Genomic DNA, 21,484 nt, shown 5'->3' with positions numbered 1-21,484 from the left:
TAGAATGGCGCCTCCCATGTCAGCCGTCTCATTCCAATCCATCTCCAAGAACTATCAGACACCCAAGGGCGTGTTCCAGGCACTCAACAATGTGAGCCTGGACATCGAAGAGGGTGAGTTCTTCGGACTGCTCGGCCCCAATGGCGCGGGCAAGACCACCTTGATCAGCATCCTGGCCGGACTGTCGCGCGCCAGCAGCGGGCGCGTGCTCGTGCAGGGCAGCGATGTGCAGGCCGACTATGCGGACGCACGGCGCAAGCTGGGCATTGTTCCCCAGGAGCTGGTCTTCGATCCCTTTTTCTCGGTGCGCGAGGCCCTGCGCTTTCAGTCCGGCTATTTCGGTGTCAAGGACAACGACGCCTGGATAGACGAGCTGCTGGAAAGCCTGGGTCTGGCCGACAAGGCGAATGCCAATATGCGTCAGCTTTCGGGCGGCATGAAGCGGCGCGTGCTGGTGGCCCAGGCCCTGGTACACAGGCCGCCCATCATCGTGCTCGACGAGCCCACGGCCGGCGTGGACGTGGAGCTGCGCCAGACGCTGTGGCATTTCATCGCCAAGCTCAATCGCCAGGGACATACCGTGCTTCTGACCACGCATTACCTCGAGGAGGCGGAAGCGCTCTGCAATCGCGTGGCCATGCTCAAGCAGGGGCAGATCGTCAAGCTCTCCAGCATGTCGGATCTGCTCAAGTCGGCCTCGAGCAATGTGCTGCAGTTCAAGACCGATGCGGCCCTGCCTCCCGCGCTTGCACAGCGTGCGCGCGTCACGGGGCGCATCGTCCAGATTCCGGCCCAGGATGCGGGCGATGTCGAAGCCCTGCTGGCCGGGCTGCGCCAGGGTGGCGTCGTGCCCGAGGATGTGGAGATACGCCGCGCCGATCTCGAGGATGTGTTCATCCATGTGATGAACGAGCAGGCCCAGGTGGCGGAGGCAGGCGCATGACCGGCTGGCAGACCCTGCTCAAGAAAGAGGTGCTGCGGTTCTGGAAGGTGAGCTTCCAGACCGTGGGCGCGCCCGTGCTCACGGCCGTGCTGTATCTGCTGATCTTTGGCCATGTGCTCGAAGGCCGGGTGCTGGTCTACGAGCGCATCAGCTACACGGCCTTCCTGGTGCCGGGCCTGGTGATGATGAGCGTCCTGCAAAACGCGTTCGCCAACAGCTCGTCCAGCATCGTGCAAAGCAAGATCATGGGCTCCATGGTGTTCGTGCTGCTGACGCCGCTGTCCCACTGGGCCTGGTTTGGTGCCTATGTCGGGGCTTCGGTGCTGCGCGGCCTGCTCGTGGGTGTGGGCGTATTCCTGGTGACCTTGTTCTTTGCCGTGCCCGAGTTCTCGGCGCCGCTGTGGATCGTGGTCTTCGGCCTGCTGGGCGCAGCCCTGCTCGGCACCCTGGGCCTGATCGCAGGGCTGTGGGCCGACAAGTTCGACCAGATGGCGGCCTTCCAGAACTTTCTGATCATGCCCATGACCTTTCTGTCGGGCGTGTTCTATTCCATCGGATCGCTGCCGCCTTTTTGGCAGACTGTCAGCCATCTGAACCCGTTTTTCTACATGATCGACGGCTTTCGCTACGGGTTCTTCGGCCAGAGCGATATTTCTCCCTGGATGAGTCTGGCCATCGTGGGCACGGCCTGGCTGGCCGTGAGTGCGCTGGCCATCCATCTGCTGCGCACGGGATACAAGATAAGAAATTGACGCCCCCTGAACGGCTGGGCCGTCTCCTTCTGAAGGAGGGGCGGTGCCTGGCTTGCGTCCCTGAGCCGGGGAGTGCCGGTTTTCAGACTGGGGCATGTGCTTTGGATAACTGAACGGATATGACTGCAGATCAACTCAAAGACTTGATAGCCGCCGGCCTGGCCTGCGAGCATATTGCGCTCGAGGGCGACGGCCGCCACTGGTTCGCGACCATCGTCTCGGCCGAATTCGAAGGCCTGCGCCTGCTGGGCCGCCAGCGCCTGGTCTATGCCACGCTGGGCCAGCGCATGCACACGGACGAGGTGCATGCGCTGTCCATGAAGACATTCACGCCTGCCGAATGGGCCGCAAAGGGCGAATGACGCATGCCCGGGCTCTGTGGGCTGCATGGCTGCCAGGGGGTGGCTCTGGTTTGCTCTTTATTTCATAGCTTGTAGCGCTTGCTGGATGGGCGTTTGAGGCGTTTTTTATTTCAATTCAAGGCTTGATGCCATGGACAAACTTCTGATTCGCGGCGGCCGCAACCTGCATGGCGAGGTCCTGATCTCCGGTGCCAAGAATGCGGCGCTGCCCGAAATGTGCGCAGCCTTGCTGACCCGCGATCCCGTGCATCTGGTCAACGTACCGCGCCTGCACGATGTGGCCACCATGCGCCGTCTGCTCGACAACATGGGCGTGAAGACCGAGACCCATGGCGAGCGTGGCGGCATCAGCTTCACGGCGCCGGATGATCTGAACCCCGAGGCGCCCTACGAGCTCGTCAAGACCATGCGCGCCTCGGTGCTGGCCCTGGGCCCGCTGCTCGCGCGCTTTGGCCGAGCCAAGGTTTCGCTGCCCGGCGGCTGCGCCATCGGCTCGCGCCCTGTGGACCAGCACATCAAGGGCCTGCAGGCCATGGGCGCGGAGATCACCGTGGAGCACGGCTATATGCATGCGAGTCTGCCCCTGGGCGCAAGCCGGCTCAAGGGCGCGCGCATCACCACCGACATGGTGACCGTGACCGGCACCGAGAACTTTCTCATGGCCGCAGCCCTGGCCGAAGGCGAGACCGTGCTCGAGAACGCGGCCATGGAGCCCGAGATCAGCGACCTGGCCGAGATGCTCATCAAGATGGGCGCGAAGATCGAAGGCCATGGCACCAGCCGCATCGTGATCCAGGGCGTGGAGCGCCTGCATGGCTGCACCCATCAGGTGGTGGCCGACCGCATCGAGGCCGGCACCTTTCTGTGCGCCGTGGCCGTCGCGGGAGGCGAGGCCTTTCTGCGCCACGGGCGCGTAGACCATCTGGGTGCGGTCATCGACAAGCTCAAGGATGCGGGCGTGCAGGTGCAGGCCGAAGGCGAGGGAGAGGGCGCAGGCATTCGCGTGCGCTCCACGGGCCAGCTCAAGGCTCAGAGCTTTCGCACCACCGAATACCCGGGCTTTCCCACGGACATGCAGGCCCAGTTCATGGCGCTCAATCTCGTGGCCGAAGGGACGAGCATGGTCACCGAGACCATCTTCGAGAACCGCTTCATGCACGTGAACGAGATGCTGCGCCTGGGCGCGCAGATCACCACCGATGGCCGTGTGGCCACGGTGGTCGGCGGCAAGCCCCTGTCGGGGGCCATGGTCATGGCCACGGACCTGCGCGCTTCCGCAAGCCTGGTGATTGCGGGGCTGGTGGCCAAGGGCGAGACCCTGGTCGACCGCATCTACCACCTGGATCGAGGCTACGATCGCATGGAAGAAAAGCTGCGCGGCCTGGGCGCGGATATCGAGAGAGTTTCCCAATGAGCATCACCATTGCCCTGTCCAAGGGCCGCATCTATGACGAAACCGTGCCCTTGCTGGCGGCAGCGGGCATTGCCGTCACCGAAGACATAGAAAAATCGCGCAAGCTGATTTTCGAGACCAACCAAAGCCATGTGCGCGTGGTGCTGGTGCGTGCCTCCGATGTTCCGGTCTATGTGGAATACGGCGGTGCCGACCTGGGCGTGGCCGGTCTCGACTCCCTGATCGAGCATGGCGGCCAGGGCCTGTACCAGCCGCTGGACCTGCGCATTGCGCGCTGCCGCATCAGCGTGGCCGTGCGCAACGGCTTTGATTACGCGCATGCGGTCAAGCAGGGCGCACGCCTGCGCATTGCCACCAAGTACCCGGAGATTGCGCGCAACTTCTTTGCGGCCAAGGGTGTGCACGTGGACATGATCAAGCTCTACGGTTCCATGGAGCTCGCGCCCTTGACCGGCATGGCCGATGCCATCGTCGACCTGGTCTCCACGGGCAATACGCTCAGGGCCAACGATCTGGTCGAGGTCGAGCCCATCATGGACATCAGCTCGCGCCTGATCGTCAACCAGGCCTCGCTCAAGCTCAAGCAGGCGCCGCTGCGCGCCATCATCGATGCGTTTGCATCGGCCGTTTCCAAGAATTAACCGACACCCTACTATGCAAAACGTAGCTGCTCCCGCCCGACTGTCAACCGCTGATGCGCAATTCGAGCATGATTTCGCGCAGCGCCTGCATTGGTCGGCCGAGCAGGATGCAGCCATAGAGCAGCGTGTGGCCGACATCCTCGCCGATGTGCAGCAGCGCGGCGATGCGGCCGTGCTCGAATACACGGCGCGCTTCGACGGGCTGAGCGCAGACGGCATGGCGGCGCTGGAGCTCGGCAAGGACGAGCTCAAGGCGGCCTTCGACGGCCTGCCAGCCGCACAGCGCCAGGCCCTGGAGGCCGCAGCCCGGCGCGTCAAAAGCTACCACGAGGCCCAGAAAAAAGCCTGCGGCGAAAGCTGGAGCTACCGTGACGAGGAAGGCTCGCTGCTGGGCCAGAAGGTCACGCCGCTGGACCGGGTGGGCATTTACGTGCCCGGCGGCAAGGCCGCCTATCCGTCCAGCGTGCTCATGAATGCCATTCCCGCTGCGGTGGCCGGTGTGCAGGACATCATCATGGTCGTTCCCACGCCCGTGCGCGGCAGCGTGGCCACCGGCGGCGCCGGCGCGGCCACCGCCACGCGCGGCGAGCGCAACGAACTGGTGCTGGCTGCAGCCTATGTGGCAGGCGTCACACGGGCCTTCACGATTGGCGGCGCCCAGGCCGTGGCGGCCCTGGCCTACGGCACGGCCCATATACCGCGCGTGGACAAGATCACCGGGCCCGGCAATGCCTATGTGGCCAGTGCCAAGAAGCGCGTGTTCGGCCAGGTCGGAATCGACATGATTGCCGGGCCCTCGGAAATCCTGGTGCTGGCCGACGGCACGACGCCGCCCGAGTGGGTGGCCATGGACTTGTTCAGCCAGGCCGAACACGACGAGCTGGCGCAAAGCATCTTGCTGTGCCCGGATGCTGCCTACATCGATGCCGTTCAAGCCGAGATCGACCGCCTGCTGCCCCAGATGCCGCGCGCAGCCATCATCGCCAAGAGCCTGAACGACCGTGGGGCGCTGATTCTGACCCGGGACATGGAAGAGGCCTGCGCCATCAGCAACCGCATCGCACCCGAGCACCTCGAAGTCTCCAGCCGCGATCCGCACCGCTGGGAGCCCTTGCTCAGGCATGCGGGTGCGATCTTCCTCGGCGCCTATACCTCGGAAAGCCTGGGCGACTACTGCGCCGGCCCCAACCACGTGCTGCCGACCAGTGGCACGGCACGCTTTTCCTCGCCACTGGGGGTGTATGACTTCCAGAAGCGCTCCAGCCTCATCGAGGTCAGCGAGGCCGGCGCCCAGGTGCTGGGCGGCATCGCCTCGGTGCTCGCCCATGGCGAAGGCCTGCAGGCCCATGCGCGTGCGGCCGAGATGCGGCTGAAATAATCGCCGGTACTCCGAGTGCGCAAACACATGCACCGATAGGCCTGTTTTCCTGCATGAATGCCGCCTGGCATGGTGCACACTGCCGGCTTTGCCCGTGCATTCATCAGGAGAGGACATGAATCTGCCCATCGTTTTCTGCAAGCCGTCCCGCTGGCTGCTGGCCTTGATGCTGGCCCTGGGCCTGGGGGCTTGCAGCCAGCACTACCCGAGGCTTGCGGAGATGGAGCTCGCACGGGCCGGCAACTTGCAGGCTGCTGCGCCCGAGGCCCGGGCCGCGTCCACGCTGGGCACGCAATGGGGAGAGGCCAGGGCCTCGCATACGCGCACCGTGTATGCCCAGCGCCTGAGTCCCGACCGGCCGCAGGCGCTGGCGCAACTGCGCTACTCGGATGAGGTCAGCATCCGCCGCGCACTCGGCGCCCATGCCGACCGGCAGCTCAATGTGCTGCTGGCCGATGGCAATGTCGAATGGTCGGTGCAGGACGGTCAGGGCCAGCCCTTGCCGATCTACCGGCAGGGCGCCGAATATCTGGTCGCGGGCCGCCACGGCGAGCGCTATGAACTGGTCTACGTGAATCGCAGCCGCGTGGGCTACGAGGTCGTGGCCACGGTCGATGGTCTGGACGTGCTCTCGGGCCAGGGCGGCTCCATCAGCCGCGAGGGCTACTGGCTCAAGCCCGGTACGACCCTGAGGATAGACGGCTTTCGCAAAAGCCAGTCCGAGGTTGCGAGCTTTCGCTTCGCCGGCAAGCAGCGCGCCTATGCGGCGAATACACCCGAGGGCGATGCCCGCAATGTAGGCGTGATCGGCTCTGCGCTGTTCGAGGTCAGGGTTACCGATCCCGAGCAGGCCCAGGCCAGCCCGGCGGGCAAGACACCCCAGGCCTTTCCCGCAGATGCGGGCTCTTATGCCAAGCCCCCGCAGTACAGGCGGTAGCGGCTTTTCCTCAAGCCTGGATCCAAGCCCGAGCTCTTCGGGCTTTTTTACGGCTTGGATCTTTAACACGAATTTCGTGTTGCACGAATTTCGTGTACCATCGGCGCCATGAAGAATCTGACCATTACCGTCGAGGACAGCGTGCTGGAATGGGCGCGCGTGGAGGCTGCGCGGCGCGGCACCAGTGTGTCCCGCATGGTGGGCGACTTCATGGCCGAGATGCAGCAGCGCGAGGATGCCTACGAGCGTGCCTATCTGGCCTGGCGTACCGACGAGCGCGGCTGGAAGATCCAGAATGCGCCAGAGGCGCGGGCGCGCAGCGCAATGCCGGCGCGCGCGGGCGGCCTGGCCGAGGCGGGGAGTGGGGAATGAATCCGGTCTTTGTGGATACCTCGGTGCTGGTGGCGGCCGAGAACGTGGCCGGTGGCGATCTGTACCAGACCTGCCTGAGCTGGCTGGACTGCCTGTGGCGCGAGCGGCTGGGGCGTACCGGCAACCAGGCCCTGGTCGAGTTCTACGAGCAGGTGACCACGGCCGCCAACCCCATGCCCCAGGGTGATGCGCGTGCCGCCATCCGGCGCTACCAGACCTGGACGCCCTGGAAGACCGATGCGGCCACGCTGGAGACTGCCTGGGCCGTTCAGGCCCGCCACCAGCTGGCCTTTGGCGACTGCTTGGCCGTGGCCTGTGCCCAGCACAGCGGCTGCAGCCACATGCTGAGCCTGCACCTGCCCCATGGCGCCGAGTTCGGCGGTGTGACCCTGGTCCACCCGCTGCAGCAGGCCGCGCCGGGCACGGATTTCGTCTGAGCGGCCCGGTACCCCGGCGCAGCCCGAAGATTTGTAAAAAGAGTGAGCCCCATGACTGTTCAAGATGTGCAAAACCAGGCCTTGCAACGCATTCGCGCCGATGTGCGCGCCATGCAGGCCTATCACGTGCAGCCCGCGCAAGGCCTGCTCAAGATGGACACCATGGAGAATCCCTTCGTGCTGTCCGCCGAGCTGCAGGCGGCCCTGGGCCAGCGCCTGGGGGCCCTGGAGATCAACCGCTATCCAGGCGAGCGCCAGGAGCAGCTCAAGCACATGCTGGCCGACTATGCGGATGCGCCCGAGGGCAGCAGTGTGCTGCTGGGCAATGGCTCGGACGAGATCATCACCCTGCTGGCCCTGGCCTGCGCCCAGCCGGGCGAGCAGCGCGCGACCATGCTGGCGCCCATGCCGGGCTTTGTGATGTATCCCATGAGCGCCAGGCTGCAGGGCCTGGACTTCGTGGGTGTGGATCTGACCGAGGACTTCGAGCTGGACGTGCCGGCCATGCGGGCCGCGATTGCAAAGCACCGGCCGGCCATCACCTATATCGCCTACCCCAACAACCCCACGGCCACGCTGTGGGACGAGGCCGATGTGCAGGCCGTGATCGATGCCGTGGCCGTGATCGGCGGCCTGGTCGTGATCGACGAGGCCTACCAGCCTTTTGCCAAGCGCAGCTGGGTGCAGAACATGCGTGTGCAGCCCGCGCGCAACAGCCATGTGCTGCTCATGCGCACGCTGTCCAAATTCGGTCTTGCGGGCGTGCGTCTCGGCTATCTGCTCGGGCCTGCGGCCCTGGTCCACGAAATCGACAAGGTGCGCCCGCCCTACAACATCAGTGTGCTCAACTGCGAGGCCGCGATCTTTGCGCTGGAGCACGAGCAGGTCTACGCGCAGCAGGCGGCCGAGATCCGCGCCCAGCGCCAGCCCCTGGTCGAGGCCCTGAAGGCCCTGGCCGGTGTGGAGAAAATCTGGCCTTCCGAGGCCAACATGGTGCTGATACGCGTGCGCGATGCAGCCCAGGCCCAGGCACGCATGAAGGAGCGGGGCGTGCTGGTCAAGAACGTCTCGGCCATGCACCCGCTGCTGGCCAACTGCCTGCGCCTGACCGTGGGCAGCCACGAAGAAAACGCCCGGATGCTGGCGGCAATGAAGGAATCCCTATGAGCAACGTACTCGTCCCCACCACTGCGCAGACCACCGTTCGTGTGGCCGAAGTCCAGCGCAACACCGCCGAAACCCGCGTCCAGGTACGCATCAATCTCGACGGTACGGGCAAGGCCCGGTTGCAGTCGGGCATAGGTTTCCTCGACCATATGCTCGACCAGATCGCACGCCATGGACTCATCGATCTCGACATCGAATGCGAAGGCGATCTGCACATAGACGGCCATCACACCGTGGAAGACATCGGTATCACGCTGGGCCAGGCCTTTGCCAAGGCCGTGGGCGACAAGAAGGGCATACGCCGCTACGGCCATGCCTACGTGCCGCTGGACGAGGCCCTCTCGCGCGTGGTCATCGACTTCTCGGGCCGGCCCAGTCTGCACATGGATGTGAAGTTCACGGCCGGCGCCATAGGCCAGCTCGACACCCAGCTGGTCTACGAGTTCTTCCAGGGCTTTGTGAACCATGCGGGCGTGACCTTGCACATCGACAACCTCAAGGGCTTCAATGCCCACCACCAGTGCGAAACCATCTTCAAGGCCTTTGCGCGCGCACTGCGCTTTGCGCTGGAGCACGACGAGCGCATGGCCGGCGTCATCCCGTCGACCAAGGGTGCTTTGTGATGCTCTTTAAAAATGAGCTGCCAGCGCTTGGTAGACATTGAATTGAGCACTATATTTATCTGAAAATGATACCCAACAAGCGCTACAAGCTATGAAGTTAGATAGCAAAACCGTTGCGGTGGTGGATTACGGCATGGGCAATCTGCGCTCCGTGTCCCAGGCGGTGCGCGCTGCGGCCGCAGACGCGGGCTGGCAGGTGGTGGTCACGGCCGAGCCCGAGCAGGTCGCGGCGGCCGACCGCCTGGTGCTGCCCGGCCAGGGTGCCATGCCGGACTGCATGCGCGAGCTGCGCGAAGCCCATGACGGCGCCCTGCAGGAGGCCGTGCTGGCCTCGGTACGGAGCAAGCCCTTGTTCGGCGTGTGCGTGGGCATGCAGATGCTGCTCGACCACAGCGACGAAGGCGATGTCGCGGGCCTGGGCCTGATTCCCGGGCGCGTGCGCAAGTTCGATCTCCAGGGGCGGCTGCAGGCCGACGGCAGCCGCTTCAAAGTCCCGCAGATGGGCTGGAATCGCGTGCACCAGACCCCGCATGAGGGCCGCCCGCATGCGCTGTGGCAAGGCATTGCCGACCAGAGCTTTTATTACTTCGTGCACAGTTTCTATGCCGAAGTGGCTGAAAAGCGCCATTGCGCGGCCGAGTCCGACTACGGCGGACACTTTGCCTGCGCGATTGCACGCGATAATATTTTCGCCACCCAGTTCCACCCCGAGAAAAGCTCGGACCAAGGGCTGGCGCTGTTCCGCAACTTCCTGGGCTGGAAGCCCTGAAGTCTTTTCCTCCAATGCACGGGCCGCCCCATCCCAGGCCTTCATCGCTCCCAAATCATCATGTTGCTCATTCCTGCCATCGATCTCAAGGACGGCCACTGCGTTCGCCTCATCCAGGGAGATATGGATCAATCGACCACGTTTGGGGAAGACCCCGCAGCCATCGCGCGGCGCTGGCTGGATGCGGGCGCGCGTCGCCTGCACCTCGTGGACTTGAATGGCGCTTTTGCCGGCCAGCCCAAGAACCTGGCGGCCATCAAGGCCATCCTCAAGGAGGTCGATGGCGCCATCCCCGTGCAACTGGGCGGGGGCATACGTGATCTGGACACCATCGAGCGCTATATCGATGCGGGGCTGGAGTACGTGATCATCGGCACGGCCGCCGTGAAGAACCCCGGCTTTCTGCAGGATGCCTGCAGCGCCTTTGCCGGCCATGTCATCGTGGGCCTGGATGCCAAGGACGGCAAGGTGGCCATCGACGGCTGGAGCAAGCTCACGGGTCAGGATGTGCACTCGGTGGCCAAGCGCTTCGAGGACTGGGGCGTGGAGTCCATCATCTACACCGACATTGGCCGCGACGGCATGCTCACGGGCATCAACATCGATGCCACGGTCAAGCTCGCGCAGTCGCTCAAGATCCCTGTGATCGCCTCGGGCGGCCTCTCGGGCATGGCCGATATCGAAGCCCTGTGCAAGGTCGAGGACGAAGGCGTGGAAGGCGTGATCTGCGGCCGCGCCATCTACTCGGGCGACCTGGACTTTGCGGCCGCCCAGGCGCGGGCCGACGAGCTGGTCGAATAAATCCTGCTGCAGGCTGCCCGGGCCGGCGTCCGGGTCAGCAGACCAGGGCAACTGCTGCCATCAGGAAAGACGGCGCAGTCTCTGAGCCGATTATCGGCACCCGGGTAGAGGCAGGCCGTTGCCCAGACTGCGTACCGTGTCCACCAGCGCCGGCCAGTAGCTGGGAAGCGTGGCCCAGGGATTGCCGACCCCGCTGGAGGGCTCGTACTCGAGATCGGTCACGTAAATCCAGCCGGACAGGCTGCTGCGGCTGGCCGAGCGCTTGACCATGGCCTGCATGCTTGCGCAACTGCTCACGTTGTGGACCAGGGCTGCCTGAGCCGAAGCCGGCCACCTGGCAAGCCAGCCGCCTGCATGCTGGCCCGGGTCGTAACTGTCATAGCCCTTCTCGCCAAAGCCCTTGCCCTCGAACGTGGTCAGCACGTCGGCTGCCTGTGCATAGCCGGACGTCGGCGTGGAGCCGGGGTTGCCTATCACCAGCAACTGGGGGTGCAGGCTCTTGATGCGGCGGTAGAGGTCCTGGTAGTAGGCCAGCCGCTTGTCGTCATTCGCCATTTCGTCGATGAAGACGCCGTGCACGATGTGCTCGCCATAGTGCTGCAGATAGGCCTGGACGTTGGCCAGGACCTCGGTCGTGGCGCGGCGGCCGTATCTGGAGTTCACATAGCCGACCATCTTGCCGCCGGCATTCACGAAGTCCGTGGCGACGCGTGCAATGTTCGCATCCTGCTGGCTGAACACGCCGTTGTTCGGATTCAGAATGGCCGTGATCTCCACGCGCGGCGCGGAAGCAGCGCTTTCCGTGAGCGCCTGCCAATCGGCGATCTTGACCTTGTCGGGGTAGAAATAGGCGGGCACCAGAATGCGCTGGGGCTCGGGTGCGGGAGCAGGCGTTCCGCCATCGGGCGGGGTCGTGACTTCGGGCGGCTGCACGCCTCCTGAGGCCTGATCATGGCTGCCTTCTCCGCCGCCGCAGGCGGTTAGCAAGAACGTCAATATGGTCGCGCCAAGGCATTGGAATTTTCTGGCCCGGGCTGGATTTTTTGGCATGGTGAAGCAGCTAATATGGTTTGAAGGCGCGTGTATTTTATGAACACGTGAATCATGCATCTGGCTGCAGGCCGTCAGAAAAGAAAGCAGACGTTTTGAATCCTCCGAACAAGGTATTTGCGCGCATCGAACCCTGGCAGGGCCAGGAGGCCATCCGCTTGGGCCTGGCCTGCGCAGACACGGTCTGGGTGGCGCTGCAAGGGGCCCAGGTCCTGTCCTGGATCACGGCTGGCGAAGAGCAGCTGTTTCTGAGCCCGCTGGCCGCGCACGATGGCCACACGCCCATACGCGGTGGCATACCCGTGTGCTTTCCCCAGTTCAACCAGCGCGGCCCGCTGGTCAAGCACGGCTTTGCACGCTCCATGCGCTGGCAGGCCGATGTCGGCGAACTGCAGCCCCTGGCGGGCGACGGTCTGAGGCTGGTGCTGCGTCTTGCCGACGATCACGGCACGCGCGCGGTCTGGCCGCATGCCTTTGAGGCCGAGGTCGAGCTGGAACTCTACCCGGGCCGCCTGAGCGTGACCCTGGCGGTACGCAATACCAGCCATTCCGCCCTGAGCTTTACCACGGCCTTGCACAGCTATCTGCGCGTGCCCGATGTGCAGCAGGCCCGGCTGCATGGCCTGGAGGGCCTGGAGTATTGGGATGCCGTGGCCGACACCCATCCACGGCAGGCTGGCGCCCTGGGCTTCGGGCCCGAGGTGGACTGTGTCTATCCCAGGCCGGATCAGGGCATGCTGCTGCACAGGCCGGGACAGGGCGTGTTGCACATTGCCCAGGACCCGGGCTTTGCCCAGACCGTGGTCTGGAACCCCGGCCCTGAGCTATGCGCGGGCCTGGCCGACATGCAGCCCGATGGCTGGCGCCGGATGCTGTGTGTGGAAGCCGCTGCCATAGACCAGCCCCAGGTGCTGGCTGCAGGCGAGGTCTGGCGGGGGGGGCAGTATCTGAGCACCCCCTGAGGCGCTACGCGCCTTCTCCCTAAAGGGGGACGACGCCTTCGCCGCGAGGCGGCTCTTGCTCGGCGTCTCAGGGCTGGACCGTCGAGCAGGCGAGCATGAAAAAAGCGCCAGATTTTCTGGCGCTTTTTTCATGGGGCTGAGCAATCAGCGGCGCTGGATGCGCTGGTTGGTGGGGGTGGGTCGCTGGCCGGGTGTGATCTCCAGCTCCAGGCTGCTGCTGGCGCGGCGCACGTCGAAGGCCACGGCCTCGCCGGGCTTGAGCGCGGCCACGGCGCTGAGCAGTTCGGAGACGTTGCTGATGGGCTTGTCACCCACGCGCACGATCACATCTCCGGGCAACATGCCTGCCAGGGCTGCGGGGCCTCCCTGGAGCACGCCGGTGATGATCACGCCGGAATCGGTCTTGACGCCAAAGGTCTCGGCCAGCTCGGGCGAGAGTTCGTTGGGCTCCACGCCGACCCAGCCGCGCGTGACCGAGCCGTCGCGCACAATGCCGTCCAGCACCATCTTGGCCGTGGCCACGGGAATCGCAAAGCCTATGCCCATGCTGCCGCCCGAGCGCGAATAGATGGCAGTGTTGATGCCCAGCAGGTTGCCGTTGGCATCGACCAGGGCGCCACCCGAGTTGCCGGGGTTGATGGCCGCATCGGTCTGTATGAAGTTCTCGAAGGTGTTGATGCCCAGCTGGCTGCGCCCCAGGGCGCTGATGATGCCGCTGGTCACGGTCTGGCCCACGCCGAAGGGGTTACCGATGGCGAGCACGCGGTCGCCCACGGCCACCTGGTCGGAGTTGCCCAGCACGATGACGGGCAGCCTGTCCAGCTCGACCTTGAGCACGGCCAGATCGCTTTCGGGGTCCGTGCCTATGATCTTGGCCTGGCTCTTGCGGCCGTCGCTGAGCGTGACCTCAATGTCGTCCGCGCCCTGGACCACATGGTTGTTGGTCAGGATATAGCCGTCGGGGCTGAAGATCACGCCGCTGCCCAGGCCCGCCTGCTGCTGCGTGCCCTGCTCGCCGAAGAAGAACTGGAACCAGGGATCGTTGCTGCGCGGGTGGCGCACTTCCTTGCTGGTGTTGATGCTGACCACGGCCGGTGAGGCCTTGCGTGCTGCTGGTGCAAAGCTGCCGGGGCTGACCTCGCCTGCAGGCATGGGCGGTGCTTCGAGCAGCGCAATGCCGGCATTGCTGCGCACGGCACCACGGTGCAGCCAGTCGGGCTGCAGGGTGGCAACCACGAAATAGGCGGCGACCAAGACGGTGACCACCTGGGAAAACAGCAGCCAAGTGCGTTTCATGAATGCTTTGTCAGAAGATGGGAAGACACTGCATTGTGAAGCAAGCTTGCAGGCCTCTGTGGGAAACGGGGCGCAGAAGATGTGCTGTGCGGGCTTAGATCGTGAACACGCTCTTAGTCCGCGGCCTGCCAGCGCGCAAAGCAGAGCTCGACCACGCAGCCGCCTGGGCCGGGCATGAACCGGGCCTCTCCGCCGGCATTGCGCAGGACTTGCCGGGTGATGGCTAGGCCAAGGCCTGCGCCCTTGCTGTCGGGGCTGCCTTTCTGGAAACGGGTGAACATGCGTTCATGGCTTTCAGCGGGCGGGCCGGCGCCCTGGTCGCCAATCCTCAGGCTGATTGTGTCTGCCGTGCAGGACATGGCAATCGCCACATCGCCATGGCCGTGGTGGAAGGCGTTCTCCAGCACATTGCTGATGGCCGTGCGCAAGAGGTCTTCGTCGCCACGGCAGCGAATGCCATCCATGAGACTCACATGCAACGGCCGGGCCTGGGAGTCGAACAAGGGCAGCATGGCGGCTGCCACCTCCCGTACCAGGCGGGACAGATGGGTTTGGGGGTTTGCGCGCGAGGCCTCGCCCGCGCCCAGGTCCTGGTCCTGGCGGGCGAGCAGCATCAGCTGGTCCGTGACGCGCCGCAGATGGTGCATGTCGGCATCGATGGCGGGCCAGTCGGGCACGGCATGGGCTCTGGCCTTTTGCAGGCGCAGGTCCAGCACGGTCAGCGGCGTCCTGAGCTCATGCGCCGAGTCCGCAACCAGCCGCTTTTCATTGGCCAGCGACTGGGCCAGTTTTTCCAGCGCCGTATTCACGGCCTGGGCCAGCGGCAGCAGCTCCCGGGGCAGCCTGTCGGTGGGGATGGGGCGGGCATTGCCCGGAGAGATGCCCTGGGCAAAGCGCGCGGCTTCCTGAACCGGCTTGAGCGTCCAGCGCATCATCTGGTAGATCAGCAAAAAGGCCAGCAGGCCCACGGGGATCAGCATGGTCAGGGCCTGCAAGAGCTTGGCATGCAGCAGGTTGCCTATGGCCTGGCGCTCCAGCGTGTCGCGCTTGGCGACCATGAGGGTGGCTCCGTCGGCCAGCCGCGCGGGCACGTTCACCACTTCCCCGCTGTGCATGGGCCAGCGAAACCAAGGCCAGCGCAGCAGGGATGGGGTCTGGTCGGTCAAGGCACGGCGAAGGCGGCGCGGCGATTTCAGATTCTCGGAGAACCAGAGTACCTGGCCCTGCGGGGAGTACAGGGTGTAGGAGAGCTCGCCGCCCGCATAGCTTTTGGGCAGGCTCGCAGGGTCGCTTTGCATGCTGAAACCAGCGGCGATCTCCTGCGCCTGGATCAGCATGGTGGCGCGCCGCAACTGGTCTCTCGTGTCGTACAGCGACAGGGCCAGGGCGCCTGCGCCGGCTGCAAAGGCCAGTGTCAGGCCGAGCAGTACCCGGCGCTTGAGGCTAATCCCGGCCATGCTCGGCAGCCGGCAGAACCATGCGGTAGCCCACACCGCGCACGGTATCGATGGCCACATCGGCGCCGGCCTGCCGCAGCTTGCGGCGCAGGCGCGAGATCAGGGCTTCGATGGCATTCAGGGTCACGCTCTCGCGCGAGGCGTAGAGGTGCTCCTCCATGCGCTCCTTGACCACGATGCGCGGCCAGACGCGCAGCATTTCTTCGAGCAGCATGGCCTCGCGCCTTTGCAGGTCCAGGGCCTGCCCGTCGACGGTGGCGTGGCGGGAGTCGGTCTCGAAAGCCAGATTGCCCAGGCTCAGCCGGTGCTCGCGGCTGCCCTGGGAGCGGCGCAGGACGGCGCGCACACGCGCTTCGAGCTCGGCGAGGTCAAAGGGCTTGAGCACATAGTCGTCCGCGCCCTGGTTGAGCCCGGCGACACGGCTTTGCAGTGCATCCCTGGCCGTGAGAATGATGCACGGGGTCTTGCGCCGGCAGCTTCCGCACTGCGCAAGCACCTGCATGCCGTCCATGTCCGGCAGGCCCAGGTCCAGGATCAGGGCGTCAAAGGTGTTCATCGCCATGGCATCCAGCGCCTGTCGCCCGGTGGCCACGGCGTCGACGGCAAACCCCATGCGCTCCAGGTGCTCCTGCAGCAACGCCCTCAGGTCTTTGTGGTCTTCGACAACGAGCAGCTTCATTGGTCAGACGTTGATCAGGAATAATTGATACAAATGCGAATCATACGCATTGTGTACTTTGATGGGTGGAGAATCTCCTCGCAACGCAACTTCGCATCTGAGAGAAAGTCTTGAGTAAAACGATATCAGCCCGCCAGGCGCCAGGCCTGGGGTGGTACAGGGCCAATGTTGCAGCAAGAACGCTTGCTGCAGTCGGCGCAGGGTATGGGCTTGCCGCAGCCAGTGCAATGGCCGGTGCCCTGGGCCTGCAGTTTCTGGGCATGTCCCGTGGCGATGCCACCATGGCAGCCACCATGCTGTCCTTCATCGTGTATGCGGTGGCGGCCATGTGGTGCTTTGCCTGCGCAAGCGTTGCGCGTGCCTGGGCCGGCGTGGTGATTCCGGCGCTGGCGCTGGGCCTGATCTGCTGGTGGCTTGCTCCGGGGGCTCAGCCATGAGGGCCGATGGAAAGCCCGAGGGGCTGCGCCAGTCCATGTCCTGGCTGCACACCTGGAGCGGCCTGCTTCTAGGGTGGCTGCTGTATGCGGTCTTCTTCACCGGAACCCTGAGCTATTTCCGTGACGAGATCACGGACTGGATGCGGCCTGAGCTGCATCAGTCGGTTGCCGGCGAGGACATGGTGCAGCGCGGCGTGGAGGCCATGCAGAGGATTGCGCCCACGGCCACGACCTGGACGCTGAGCTTTCCCGGGCCCCGGCAGACGGCCATCGCCGCTTCGTGGCGCGAGCCCGGCGCAGCAGCGGGCCGCGCAGGCATGAAGCGTGCCGAGCTCGATGCCGCGACCGGCGAGCGCCTGGATGCGCGCGAAACGCGTGGCGGCAGTTTCCTCTACCGCTTTCACTTCGAGCTCTATGCCATGCCGCGCATCTGGGGGCGCTGGATCGTGGGCATTGCCACGATGCTGATGTTCGTGGCCATCATCACGGGCGTCATCACGCACAAGAAGATCTTCACGGACTTCTTCACCTTCCGCCCGCGCAAGGGCCAGCGTTCCTGGCTGGATGCGCACAACGCCACGGCCGTGCTGGCCCTGCCGTTTCATATCGTGATTACCTTCAGCGGCCTGTTGCTCTTTATGAACATGCTCATGCCCTGGGGCATACAGGCGGCCTACAACGGAGATACCTCGGCCTACTTCTCCGAAATGCGCGGCAACCGGCAGGCGCCAGCGCCGGGCGCCGCCGGCGGCCGCCGAGGCGGTGCGCCAGCGCAGCAGGAAGTCCCGGCCCGCATGGCCGCCATCGGGCCCATGCTTGCGCAGGCGCAGCAGACATGGCCGGACACCGGCGTCGGCAGCATGACGGTGAATGCACCGGGCACGGCCCAGGCCACGGTCGAGCTGCGCGAGCGCGGCGGCTCCAGCCTCATCAATCGCGGAATCTCGGGCAGCATGACATTCGACGGGGCCACGGGCGAGCTGCTCAAGGGGCCGGCGAGTGCCGATGTCTCCTGGGTGCGGGCGACGAACAACGTCTTCACCAGCGTGCACCTGGGCCGGTTTGCCGAGCCCGCCCTGCGCTGGCTGCTGTTTCTCAGCGGTGTCGTGGGAACGCTGATGGCCGCCACGGGCATGGTGCTGTGGGTGGTCAAACGCCTGCCGGAGCGGCGCAAGCTGGGCCGCACGCCCTGGGGCCACCGCCTGGTGGAGGTGCTGAACGTGGGCTCGATCGCCGGCCTGTCCCTGGCCACGGCCGCCTACTTCTGGCTCAACCGCCTGATTCCGGCCGGCATGTCTGCGCGCAGCGATTGGGAGATTCGCGGCTTTTTCGTGGTCTGGCTGCTGTGTCTGCTCCATCCCATGGTGCGCCCGCACCGCAAGGCCTGGTGCGAGCAGCTGGCGCTGGCGACCTTGCTGTTTGCGCTGCTGCCGCTGCTCAATGCCATGACGGGCGGCGCCTCGCTGCTGCAAAGCATTCCGGGCGGGCAGTGGAGCATTGCCGGCTTTGACCTGATGATGCTGGCCCTGGCCTTGGTGCATGGCGTCATCGTCTGGTGGCTTTTAAAGCCTGCTGCGGGCAAGGCCGCAGCCGCAAAGCCGGCCGCAGGGCGCAGCCAGCCCGTGGCCACGCCTGCAGCAGCCTCGACAGCAACCCTGGCCGCCGTGGAGAGCGCACCATGATGTTCTGGTCTGCACTGCTTTTGGCCTTTGCGGGCTTTACGCTCATCGCCGCCACCATGGAGCGGCATGGCGAGTCCCTGCACATGCCATCGCTGGGCGAGCGGCAGCTTCTGGCCTGGCGCCTGGGTGGCTATGTGCTGCTGGCCATTTCCCTGCTGCCCTGTCTCATGCGCTGGGGGCCTTCCGTGGCCTTGGCCGCGTGGCTGGGCCTGCTCAGTTTTGCGGCCGGTGCGCTGGCCCTGATGTTTACCTATTTCTCGCGCCACGTGCGCCACGCCGCCGCCCTGTCCAGCCTGCTCGGGCTGGCGTTCTGGCTGGCCGCCAGCTGAGCCCAGACATCTCTTGACGAGTCTCCGAAAGCGGGAGCGAAAGCTCCTGCGGGGGAGCTCTGCGCCCATTTTTTGCGGGCTTTGCGCCTGCGGAATTTTCCACATCACAAATCAACGGGAGCATTCTGGTGAATATTCTTTCTTCTTCTCGATCGCTTGCAGGCCTGTTCACTCCAAACAGCGTTGCCAAGGCCGTGGTCTGTTTGCTGGCCGGCGGGAGCGTGCTGCTGGCCCAGGCCCAGGCGCAGACGCAGGCAGAGCAGCCGCGCCAGGCCGGCGAAACCAGGCTGTCCGAAACGGTGGTCACGGCCACGGGCTTCGAGCAGGCCGTGGCGGATGCACCCGCATCGATCACGGTGGTCACCAAGGAGGATCTCGAAGGGCGGCGCTACCGCGATGTCACGGATGCGCTGCTCGACATTCCCGGCGTGAGCATCGAAGGCGGCGCAGGCGGAAAGATCGAATCCACGCAGATCTATATCCGGGGCCTCGGCGAGGACTACACGCTGTTCCTCGTGGACGGCAAGCCGCTGGGCAGCTCGTCCCAAGCCTATTACAACGGCTTTGGCGGTGCGCAGCAGACGAGCTGGCTGCCGCCGGTCTCGGCCATCGAGCGCATCGAGGTGATCCGCGGGCCCATGTCCTCGCTCTACGGCTCCAGCGCGCTGGGCGGGGTGATCAACATCATCACCAAGAAGGTTGCGACCACGTGGACGGGCAGCGTGACCGTGGACGGCGTGGTGCAGGAAAACTCCGACGCGGGCAGCGAGAACCAGCAGCGCTTTTACCTGAGCGGCCCCATCGTGCATGAGCGTCTGGGGCTTACGCTTTATGGCTCGCGCTTCAAGCGCAACGAGGACAGCTTCACCGGTGGCTACGCGGCGCGCGAGAACAAGGACATCACGGCCAAGCTGGCCTGGAAGCTCACGAATGCCCAGACCCTGGGGCTGGAGGCGACCTACGGCGAGGGCGACAACCGGCGCACGGCCCGTACCGGCGCGGAAGGCTCGGTGGAGAACGAGCGCAACTACTACGCGCTCACGCACGAGATCGACTGGGGCGAGCGCATGCGCACCAACTCCTTCATCACGCGCGAGAGCGTGGACATCACCAATGGCAGCAACCAGTCCAAGTACCAGGCGACCTACCTGCAGACCAAGACCGTGATGCCGCTGGACAGGCACATGATCTCCTTCGGCGCCGAGTACAAGAACGAGCGCACGGACCACGATGCGAGCCGCTTCCCGGGCTCGCGCAACACCAACCTGGAGCGCTGGCAGATGGCCTTGTTCGCCGAGGACGAGTTCTTTCTGACCGATCAGTTCTCCGTGGTCGGCGGCATCCGCTACGACCGCAACGAGCACTATGGCAGCGAGTGGATTCCGCGCCTGTACGGCGTCTACCGCCTGAACGAAGCCCTCACCTTCAAGGGCGGCGTAAGCGGCGGCTACAAGGCGCCCACGCTCAAGCAGGCCGACGACAACATCGTGGAGATTGCTGCGCGCGGAGCCGCCTGGGACATGGGCAACAAGGACTTGAAGCCCGAGAAGAGCACCAACTACGAGATCGGCCTGAACTGGGCGCCGGCGCAGGACGTGAACGCCAGCCTCACGGCCTACAAGACCGATTTCAAGGACAAGATCAGCACCCAGACCATCTGCACCAGTCCTGCGAATGCGCCCGACTGCCACTACAACGGCGAAGTGCGCTCGCGCATCAACCAGTACGTGAACCTGAGCTCGGCCACGATCAAGGGGCTGGAAGCCGCCTACAGCATGCCGCTGGCCGTGCCCATGGGGCGTGCCAAGCTCAATGCCACCTACACCTATACCTATAGCGATGTCTCCAGCGGTCCCAATGCGGGCAAGCCCCTGAGCAACCTGCCCAGGAACATGTTCAACCTCGGTGCGGACTGGAATGCCACGGGCCGGCTCAAGCTCTGGGGCAAGGCCCGCTACAAGGGCAAGAGCATCGATGGCGGCACGGCCCAGCTGCCGGCCTACACCCTGGTGGACGTCGGCGCGACCTACCAGGCAACCCAGCACGTGCAGCTGTTCGGCGGCCTGTACAACCTGCTGGACAAGAGCGTGAACCTGTCCGACTACGGCAAGACGCTTGACGGGCGTCGCCTGTACCTGGGGCTGACTGCGCAGTTCTGAGATCGCGACCATGTTCTGAAGCGTCATGCCGCCATGGCCGACAATGGCGGCATGAGCATAGAGCGACAAGAACTGCTGGCCCGTTTCGACGGGCTTTTGCAACCCGAGCGTTTCAAGGACTACGGGCCCAACGGCCTGCAGGTCGAAGGGCGCAGCGAGATTCGCCGCCTGGTCAGCGGCGTCACGGCCAGCCGCGCGCTGATCGAGGCCGCGATCGCCGCCCGGGCCGATGCCATCTTCGTGCACCACGGCCTGTTCTGGCGTGGCATGGACGGCCGCATCACGGGCTGGCTCAAGGAGCGCATACGCCTGCTGCTCGCGCATGACATCAATCTGTTTGCCTACCACCTGCCGCTGGATGCGCATCCGCTCTGGGGAAACAACGCCCAGCTGGGGCTGAAGCTGGGCCTGCAGGGCGAGGCCGCCTTCGGCGAGCAGGGCCTGGGCTGGATGGCGGCCGCAGACTTCGCCACAGCGCAAAACCTGGCCACGCATGTGCAGCAGGTGCTGGGCCGCAGCGCGCTGTGCGTGGCGGGAGCCGAAGGGCGGCCCATCCGGCGCGTGGCCTGGTGCACGGGCGGAGCCCAGGGCTTTTTCGAGGCGGCAATCACGGCCGGAGCGGATGCCTTTATTACAGGCGAGATCTCCGAGCCCCAGGCCCATCTGGCACGCGAGACCGGCGTGGCCTTCATCGCTGCAGGCCACCACGCGACCGAGCGCTATGGCGCTCCGGCCCTGGCCGCCCATGTGGCCGATGAGCTGGGGCTGGAGCATGCGTTCATCGAAGTGGACAACCCCGCGTGATGCTCTTTTAAAAGTAGCTGGTAGCGCTTGCTA

At 65.1% G+C, this 21,484-nt stretch carries 23 protein-coding genes; 19 read left to right on the top strand and 4 right to left on the bottom strand.

Annotation, left to right across the window (positions count from 1 at the left end; genetic code table 11):
* The first annotated feature begins 16 nt into the window (after window positions 1–16).
* The 13 genes from G486_RS21325 (at window position 17) to hisA (ending at window position 10,596) form a co-directional block, all read left to right on the top strand.
* Window positions 17–943, top strand: coding sequence for an ABC transporter ATP-binding protein (locus G486_RS21325; RefSeq protein ID WP_034386480.1), 927 nt, complete (start codon window positions 17–19; stop codon window positions 941–943).
* Window positions 940–1,695 carry an ABC transporter permease gene (locus G486_RS0101900; protein ID WP_027014253.1) on the top strand — a complete coding sequence of 252 codons (756 nt, stop codon included), beginning with the start codon at window positions 940–942 and terminating at the stop codon, window positions 1,693–1,695. The genes G486_RS21325 and G486_RS0101900 overlap by 4 nt, the downstream gene beginning before the upstream one ends.
* 119 nt (window positions 1,696–1,814) lie before the next feature.
* Window positions 1,815–2,057 carry a BolA family protein gene (locus tag G486_RS0101895; RefSeq protein ID WP_027014006.1) on the top strand — a complete coding sequence of 81 codons (243 nt, stop codon included), beginning with the start codon at window positions 1,815–1,817 and terminating at the stop codon, window positions 2,055–2,057.
* 130 nt (window positions 2,058–2,187) lie between these two features.
* On the top strand, window positions 2,188–3,471 hold the full coding sequence (gene murA / locus G486_RS0101890) for a UDP-N-acetylglucosamine 1-carboxyvinyltransferase (protein WP_027014005.1): 1,284 nt from the start codon (window positions 2,188–2,190) through the stop codon (window positions 3,469–3,471).
* On the top strand, window positions 3,468–4,112 hold the full coding sequence (gene hisG, locus G486_RS0101885) for an ATP phosphoribosyltransferase (protein WP_027014004.1): 645 nt from the start codon (window positions 3,468–3,470) through the stop codon (window positions 4,110–4,112). The genes murA and hisG overlap by 4 nt, the downstream gene beginning before the upstream one ends.
* 13 nt (window positions 4,113–4,125) lie before the next feature.
* Window positions 4,126–5,490, top strand: a complete 1,365-nt coding sequence (hisD, locus tag G486_RS0101880) for a histidinol dehydrogenase (protein ID WP_027014003.1) — start codon at window positions 4,126–4,128, stop codon at window positions 5,488–5,490.
* Between the two features lie 115 nt (window positions 5,491–5,605).
* Window positions 5,606–6,427: a S8e ribosomal protein gene (locus tag G486_RS0101875; protein WP_027014002.1), complete on the top strand. Its 822-nt coding sequence runs from the start codon at window positions 5,606–5,608 to the stop codon at window positions 6,425–6,427.
* A gap of 108 nt (window positions 6,428–6,535) precedes the next feature.
* Entirely contained in the window at window positions 6,536–6,799 is a 264-nt protein-coding gene (locus G486_RS0101870) for a DUF6364 family protein (protein WP_027014001.1), read from the top strand.
* A complete protein-coding gene (locus tag G486_RS0101865; RefSeq protein WP_027014000.1) occupies window positions 6,796–7,236 on the top strand; it encodes a PIN domain-containing protein in 441 nt (146 codons plus the stop codon). Before G486_RS0101870 ends, G486_RS0101865 begins: the two co-directional genes overlap by 4 nt.
* 51 nt (window positions 7,237–7,287) lie before the next feature.
* A complete protein-coding gene (hisC, locus tag G486_RS0101860) occupies window positions 7,288–8,403 on the top strand; it encodes a histidinol-phosphate transaminase (protein WP_027013999.1) in 1,116 nt (371 codons plus the stop codon).
* A complete protein-coding gene (gene hisB, locus G486_RS0101855; protein ID WP_027013998.1) occupies window positions 8,400–9,026 on the top strand; it encodes an imidazoleglycerol-phosphate dehydratase HisB in 627 nt (208 codons plus the stop codon). The genes hisC and hisB overlap by 4 nt, the downstream gene beginning before the upstream one ends.
* Window positions 9,027–9,117: 91 nt before the next feature.
* Entirely contained in the window at window positions 9,118–9,795 is a 678-nt protein-coding gene (gene hisH, locus G486_RS0101850) for an imidazole glycerol phosphate synthase subunit HisH (protein WP_027013997.1), read from the top strand.
* Between the two features lie 60 nt (window positions 9,796–9,855).
* Window positions 9,856–10,596 (top strand): 1-(5-phosphoribosyl)-5-[(5-phosphoribosylamino)methylideneamino]imidazole-4-carboxamide isomerase, encoded by a 741-nt coding sequence (hisA, locus tag G486_RS0101845; RefSeq protein ID WP_027013996.1) that lies wholly within the window; start codon window positions 9,856–9,858, stop codon window positions 10,594–10,596.
* Window positions 10,597–10,686: 90 nt separating this feature from the next.
* On the opposite strand, the gene G486_RS21320 is transcribed toward hisA, so the two are convergent.
* Window positions 10,687–11,592 carry a spherulation-specific family 4 protein gene (locus tag G486_RS21320; protein WP_211233742.1) on the bottom strand — a complete coding sequence of 302 codons (906 nt, stop codon included), beginning with the start codon at window positions 11,590–11,592 and terminating at the stop codon, window positions 10,687–10,689.
* Between the two features lie 149 nt (window positions 11,593–11,741).
* On the opposite strand from G486_RS21320, the gene G486_RS0101835 reads away from it, so the two are divergent.
* The gene (locus tag G486_RS0101835; RefSeq protein ID WP_034386377.1) at window positions 11,742–12,608 is read left to right on the top strand and encodes a D-hexose-6-phosphate mutarotase; all 867 of its coding nucleotides are present in this window, start codon (window positions 11,742–11,744) and stop codon (window positions 12,606–12,608) included.
* A 144-nt stretch (window positions 12,609–12,752) separates the two neighbouring features.
* Here G486_RS0101835 and G486_RS0101830 read toward each other — a convergent pair whose 3' ends face one another.
* From G486_RS0101830 to G486_RS0101820, 3 genes are all read right to left on the bottom strand, one after another.
* A complete protein-coding gene (locus tag G486_RS0101830; RefSeq protein ID WP_027013994.1) occupies window positions 12,753–13,904 on the bottom strand; it encodes a trypsin-like peptidase domain-containing protein in 1,152 nt (383 codons plus the stop codon).
* A gap of 113 nt (window positions 13,905–14,017) precedes the next feature.
* Window positions 14,018–15,361, bottom strand: a complete 1,344-nt coding sequence (locus G486_RS0101825; protein WP_027013993.1) for a sensor histidine kinase — start codon at window positions 15,359–15,361, stop codon at window positions 14,018–14,020.
* The gene (locus G486_RS0101820; protein WP_027013992.1) at window positions 15,348–16,040 is read right to left on the bottom strand and encodes a response regulator transcription factor; all 693 of its coding nucleotides are present in this window, start codon (window positions 16,038–16,040) and stop codon (window positions 15,348–15,350) included. The genes G486_RS0101825 and G486_RS0101820 overlap by 14 nt, the downstream gene beginning before the upstream one ends.
* 227 nt (window positions 16,041–16,267) lie before the next feature.
* Here G486_RS0101820 and G486_RS21315 point away from each other — a divergent pair, with 227 nt between their 5' ends.
* From G486_RS21315 to G486_RS0101795, 5 genes are all read left to right on the top strand, one after another.
* Entirely contained in the window at window positions 16,268–16,477 is a 210-nt protein-coding gene (locus G486_RS21315) for a DUF3649 domain-containing protein (RefSeq protein ID WP_034386375.1), read from the top strand.
* Complete coding sequence (locus tag G486_RS0101810) at window positions 16,474–18,159, top strand: PepSY-associated TM helix domain-containing protein (protein ID WP_027013990.1); 1,686 nt, start codon at window positions 16,474–16,476, stop codon at window positions 18,157–18,159. The genes G486_RS21315 and G486_RS0101810 overlap by 4 nt, the downstream gene beginning before the upstream one ends.
* Complete coding sequence (locus G486_RS0101805) at window positions 18,156–18,488, top strand: DUF3325 domain-containing protein (RefSeq protein ID WP_027013989.1); 333 nt, start codon at window positions 18,156–18,158, stop codon at window positions 18,486–18,488. Before G486_RS0101810 ends, G486_RS0101805 begins: the two co-directional genes overlap by 4 nt.
* A 128-nt stretch (window positions 18,489–18,616) precedes the next feature.
* The gene (locus G486_RS21310; protein WP_245587219.1) at window positions 18,617–20,647 is read left to right on the top strand and encodes a TonB-dependent receptor domain-containing protein; all 2,031 of its coding nucleotides are present in this window, start codon (window positions 18,617–18,619) and stop codon (window positions 20,645–20,647) included.
* Window positions 20,648–20,698: 51 nt separating this feature from the next.
* Window positions 20,699–21,451 (top strand): Nif3-like dinuclear metal center hexameric protein, encoded by a 753-nt coding sequence (locus G486_RS0101795; protein ID WP_034386471.1) that lies wholly within the window; start codon window positions 20,699–20,701, stop codon window positions 21,449–21,451.
* The last annotated feature ends 33 nt before the right edge of the window (window positions 21,452–21,484 follow it).

It is taken from the genome of Comamonas composti DSM 21721, from assembly GCF_000429845.1.
In the GTDB taxonomy this organism is placed as follows: Bacteria; Pseudomonadota; Gammaproteobacteria; order Burkholderiales; family Burkholderiaceae_C; genus Comamonas; species Comamonas composti.
Note: the sequence above shows the minus strand (reverse complement) of the source record. Positions and strands in the feature narration are given on the sequence as shown.

Bases quoted from the DNA above. Each gene is read 5' to 3' on its own strand.
- G486_RS21325 (WP_034386480.1), top strand. From the start codon at position 17: ATGTCAGCCGTCTCATTCCAATCCATCTCCAAGAACTATCAGACACCC.
- G486_RS0101900 (WP_027014253.1), top strand. From the start codon at position 940: ATGACCGGCTGGCAGACCCTGCTCAAGAAAGAGGTGCTGCGGTTCTGG.
- G486_RS0101895 (WP_027014006.1), top strand. From the start codon at position 1,815: ATGACTGCAGATCAACTCAAAGACTTGATAGCCGCCGGCCTGGCCTGC.
- murA (WP_027014005.1), top strand. From the start codon at position 2,188: ATGGACAAACTTCTGATTCGCGGCGGCCGCAACCTGCATGGCGAGGTC.
- hisG (WP_027014004.1), top strand. From the start codon at position 3,468: ATGAGCATCACCATTGCCCTGTCCAAGGGCCGCATCTATGACGAAACC.
- hisD (WP_027014003.1), top strand. From the start codon at position 4,126: ATGCAAAACGTAGCTGCTCCCGCCCGACTGTCAACCGCTGATGCGCAA.
- G486_RS0101875 (WP_027014002.1), top strand. From the start codon at position 5,606: ATGAATCTGCCCATCGTTTTCTGCAAGCCGTCCCGCTGGCTGCTGGCC.
- G486_RS0101870 (WP_027014001.1), top strand. From the start codon at position 6,536: ATGAAGAATCTGACCATTACCGTCGAGGACAGCGTGCTGGAATGGGCG.
- G486_RS0101865 (WP_027014000.1), top strand. From the start codon at position 6,796: ATGAATCCGGTCTTTGTGGATACCTCGGTGCTGGTGGCGGCCGAGAAC.
- hisC (WP_027013999.1), top strand. From the start codon at position 7,288: ATGACTGTTCAAGATGTGCAAAACCAGGCCTTGCAACGCATTCGCGCC.
- hisB (WP_027013998.1), top strand. From the start codon at position 8,400: ATGAGCAACGTACTCGTCCCCACCACTGCGCAGACCACCGTTCGTGTG.
- hisH (WP_027013997.1), top strand. From the start codon at position 9,118: ATGAAGTTAGATAGCAAAACCGTTGCGGTGGTGGATTACGGCATGGGC.
- hisA (WP_027013996.1), top strand. From the start codon at position 9,856: ATGTTGCTCATTCCTGCCATCGATCTCAAGGACGGCCACTGCGTTCGC.
- G486_RS0101830 (WP_027013994.1), bottom strand. From the start codon at position 13,904: ATGAAACGCACTTGGCTGCTGTTTTCCCAGGTGGTCACCGTCTTGGTC.
- G486_RS0101825 (WP_027013993.1), bottom strand. From the start codon at position 15,361: ATGGCCGGGATTAGCCTCAAGCGCCGGGTACTGCTCGGCCTGACACTG.
- G486_RS0101820 (WP_027013992.1), bottom strand. From the start codon at position 16,040: ATGAAGCTGCTCGTTGTCGAAGACCACAAAGACCTGAGGGCGTTGCTG.
- G486_RS21315 (WP_034386375.1), top strand. From the start codon at position 16,268: ATGGCCGGTGCCCTGGGCCTGCAGTTTCTGGGCATGTCCCGTGGCGAT.
- G486_RS0101810 (WP_027013990.1), top strand. From the start codon at position 16,474: ATGAGGGCCGATGGAAAGCCCGAGGGGCTGCGCCAGTCCATGTCCTGG.
- G486_RS0101805 (WP_027013989.1), top strand. From the start codon at position 18,156: ATGATGTTCTGGTCTGCACTGCTTTTGGCCTTTGCGGGCTTTACGCTC.
- G486_RS0101795 (WP_034386471.1), top strand. From the start codon at position 20,699: ATGAGCATAGAGCGACAAGAACTGCTGGCCCGTTTCGACGGGCTTTTG.